This window comes from Streptomyces sp. URMC 123 (assembly GCF_051386515.1).
In the GTDB taxonomy this organism is placed as follows: Bacteria; Actinomycetota; Actinomycetes; order Streptomycetales; family Streptomycetaceae; genus Streptomyces.
Genome location: NZ_JBPQTV010000536.1, coordinates 1 through 2,496 on the forward strand (window position 1 = coordinate 1; position 2,496 = coordinate 2,496).

The following is a 2,496-nucleotide window of genomic DNA, read 5'->3' on the forward strand; positions in this document are numbered from 1 at the left end:
AGGATTTCCACGGTGGTGGTCTTGCCCGCGCCGTTGGGGCCCAGCAGGGCGAAGATCGACCCCTCGGGGATGTGCAGATCGATGCCGTCGAGGACGACCTTCTCGCCGTACGTCTTGCGCAGGCCGACGGCTGTGATCGCTGGTGCGACGGCCGTCGCGGGCGGTGCGCTCATCGCGGTGCTGCCTCTCTCCTGGGGTCCGGACGGGTCCCGGTCGGACCGAGGCCCACGGGAGGCCCCGGCGAAGCCGACTTGCACGCTGTTCAACTCGGCGACTTGCACACCGTAAAAGAGGACTTGCACGGTGTGCAAGTCCCTGTGGGTCGTCAATTGAACAGCGTGCAAGTGCTGGGCTACTGTGGCGGCATGCCACGTGAGACCCTGAGCCGCGACCAGATCGTGCGCGCCGCGATCGAGCTCCTCGACGCCGAGGGGCTGGAGGGGCTGAGCATGCGCCGCCTCGGCCAGCGCCTGGGCTCGGCCGCCACCGCCATGTACTGGCACGTGGGAAGCAAGGACAACCTGATCGTCCTCGCGGCCGACGAGGTGTGGCGCGAGCTCGAACTCGTGGACCCCGAGGAGAACGGCTGGCGCGCGGCCGCCCGAACGCTGGTGCACGACTGCTACGCGATGGTGCTGCGCCACCCGTGGCTCGTCACGGCCATCGGCACGCACTTCGTCTACGGCCACGGCACGGCCCGCTTCCAGAACCACGCGTACGCGATCTACGAAGCCGCCGGCTTCACCGGGCAGGAACTCGACTGGGCCGCGAACGCGGCCTTCACCTTCGCGGCGGGCACGGCGGTCGTCGACGCGATGGAGGCCGCCGCGGCGCGGGTGCGCAGCCGCCCGCCGGAGGGCGGCGCGGGCAAGGGCGGCGAGCGGGGGCAGGGCCAGGACCCCATGGAGTGGGCCTTGGAGATCGCCTCGCAGTACCCGAGGCTGCGCGCCCGCCTCGACGAGCACGCGGGCGCCGATCCCGCCGAGATGATCAGACAGAAGTTCGCGTTCGGCGTGGAGGCCATCCTGGACGGCCTTGAGGCCCGCCTCGCCGCCCGTTCGTCAGCCGGCTGACGCCGGGGTCGGCTGTGACGGGCCTCGAATCGGCCGCAAGCGGGCCCGAGCCGGCCGGGGTCGACCCGGAAGCGGCCGGGGTCGGCTCCGAATCGGCCGCGGGCGGGCTCGGGCCGCCGGTGCGGGCCCCGCGGCCGCGCGCGGCTCAGATCGGGCGCGGCCGGCCGAAGAGCAGGTCGTAGCCGTCGGGGAGCTGGAACAGGACGCGGTCCATCAGGTCCTCGCCCGCGGTGTCGGCCACGACGCTGAGCACCGCGCTGACGTCCCAGGTCGCCGTCTTCTCCGTGGCGCCCTCGATCCAGGCCGCCGTGGCCCGGATGAACCGCTCGGGCGAGAGCGGTTCATGGGCCTGCAGGGGGTTGAGCAGGACCAGGGCCAGCGTCTCGGGGAGCCGGGCGGCCAGCTCACTCCGCACCCCGCCCACGAGATGCGCGCCCAGCAGGGCCAGTACGACGCGGGAGGCCCGTTCCGCCTCGTCCCGCGAGGGATACTCGCCGCGCTCCCGGACCGCGGCGAGAAACGCGTCCCAGTGCATGCGCATGAAGACCTCCCGGGGCAGTGCGAGGGCGCCGGCGGACGGTTTCGTGACCTATCTCCTTATGTACCCCGTGGCACAAACGGTGACAACCATCGGTTCAACCCCGGCCGGGGAGCCCGTCGTACGCGGAGGGCGGGCCGGGCCCGCCGGCCTCATCCGGAGGTGTTCCGGGCGTAGGTGAGGAAGATCGCCCCGCTCCTGAGGGCGGTGTGATCCGTCAGCTCCCAGACGCGCGGATCGAATCCCGCCGTGCGGGAGAAGAGCGGCACGCCGGTGCCGATGGTCATCGGGCTCAGCTTGACGATCAGCTTGTCGATCTCGGAGTAGAGCGCACCGGCCAGCTCTCCGCCGCCGATCAGCCAGATGTCCTTGCCGTCCTCCTGCTTCAGCCGCCGCACCGTCGCGACCGGGTCCTCGGCGACCAGTTCCACGGCGGGGTCGGGGCTCTCGGTGAGCGTGCGGGAGAACACCAGGTGCCGCAGATGCGGATAGGCGTCGGTGACGCCGGCGCGCAGGCCCAGTTCATAGGAGCGCCGGCCTTCGAGGACCGTGTCGAAGTGTGTGCCGGTGGCCGTGACGGACAGCGCGGCACGGGCCGGGCCGGGGAGGGTCTCCGGGTACTCGGTGACGAGGTGCTGGAGGTAGTCCTCGGTGATCGGCCAGAAGCCGTCGGGGCCGGTGGGGTCGGCGCCGTCCGGCCCGGCGATGAAGCCGTCGAGGGTGGAGGCGATGTAGTAGACGAGATGGCGCACGAGAGCCCCTTGGGTTGTCGATCGGCAGGACATCGGCGGCGGCATGCGCGGCGCATGGCACCGGGGTATGGACGGGTCGGGTGTCGGGCGGAACCGGGTGGGGCCGGGTCGGGCGTCGGGCGGAACCGGGTGG

General features: G+C 72.0%; 4 protein-coding genes. 1 reads left to right on the forward strand and 3 read right to left on the reverse strand.

Annotated features, from left to right (window positions below):
• Window positions 1-173, reverse strand: a 173-nt coding sequence (locus tag ACSNOD_RS30445) for an ATP-binding cassette domain-containing protein (RefSeq protein ID WP_436770313.1), incomplete at its 3' end; no start/stop codon positions are given.
• 192 nt (window positions 174-365) lie between these two features.
• On the opposite strand from ACSNOD_RS30445, the gene ACSNOD_RS30450 reads away from it, so the two are divergent.
• Window positions 366-1,073, forward strand: coding sequence for a TetR/AcrR family transcriptional regulator (locus tag ACSNOD_RS30450; protein WP_436770310.1), 708 nt, complete (start codon window positions 366-368; stop codon window positions 1,071-1,073).
• Between the two features lie 145 nt (window positions 1,074-1,218).
• Here the strand turns inward: ACSNOD_RS30450 and ACSNOD_RS30455 are convergent, their stop codons facing one another.
• Window positions 1,219-1,614, reverse strand: coding sequence for a DUF2267 domain-containing protein (locus ACSNOD_RS30455; RefSeq protein ID WP_436770311.1), 396 nt, complete (start codon window positions 1,612-1,614; stop codon window positions 1,219-1,221).
• A gap of 149 nt (window positions 1,615-1,763) precedes the next feature.
• On the reverse strand, window positions 1,764-2,363 hold the full coding sequence (locus tag ACSNOD_RS30460; RefSeq protein WP_436770312.1) for a dihydrofolate reductase family protein: 600 nt from the start codon (window positions 2,361-2,363) through the stop codon (window positions 1,764-1,766).
• Window positions 2,364-2,496: the final 133 nt, after the last annotated feature.